This window comes from Amycolatopsis sp. CFH S0740 (assembly GCF_004522315.1).
Classification (GTDB): Bacteria; Actinomycetota; Actinomycetes; order Mycobacteriales; family Pseudonocardiaceae; genus Amycolatopsis; species Amycolatopsis nivea.
Map to the genome: position 1 here is coordinate 1 of NZ_SDLS01000082.1, position 449 is coordinate 449.

The 449-nt window shown below is 71.0% G+C and carries 1 protein-coding gene; it reads left to right on the forward strand.

Annotated features, from left to right (window positions below):
• Positions 1-217 precede the first annotated feature (217 nt).
• Positions 218-449 (forward strand): transposase family protein (locus EIZ45_RS45840; RefSeq protein WP_134736133.1); only part of this gene is annotated, 232 nt, incomplete at its 3' end.

The following is a 449-nucleotide window of genomic DNA, read 5'->3' on the forward strand; positions in this document are numbered from 1 at the left end:
TGAGGATTTTTCATCCTGTTGTTGCTGGTGGGGGTGGGTTGCGGGGGTGGGGAGTGGTTGGGGCGGCGGGGAAGTTGTGCTGTGCGGGGTGCGGGTGGCGCCCGGATGCCGGGCGTGGCGCGGCTGGGCATAGGCGAAGCCCCCGGCAGGGTTCGCGGATGTGAGTCAGCAAACGACCGAGGGCTTCGGAGCCCTTGTCTACCAGAGCGTTCTTCCCGTGTCGAAACAGACGGTCGTGATGGCCGGCGACCTGATCCGCAAGCACCGCAGGCGGGTCGGGTCCCGGTGGCGCAAAGCGTCGCCGGGCAGGCAGGCGCTGCTGGCGCTGGCGGTGCTGCGCCACGACCAGCGTCTGGAGGACCTGGCCGGCGGCAACGGGGTTTCCGCCTCGACGCTGCGCCGGTGGGTGCTGGAACTCGTCTCGCTGCTCGCCGCCCGCGCGCCCCGGC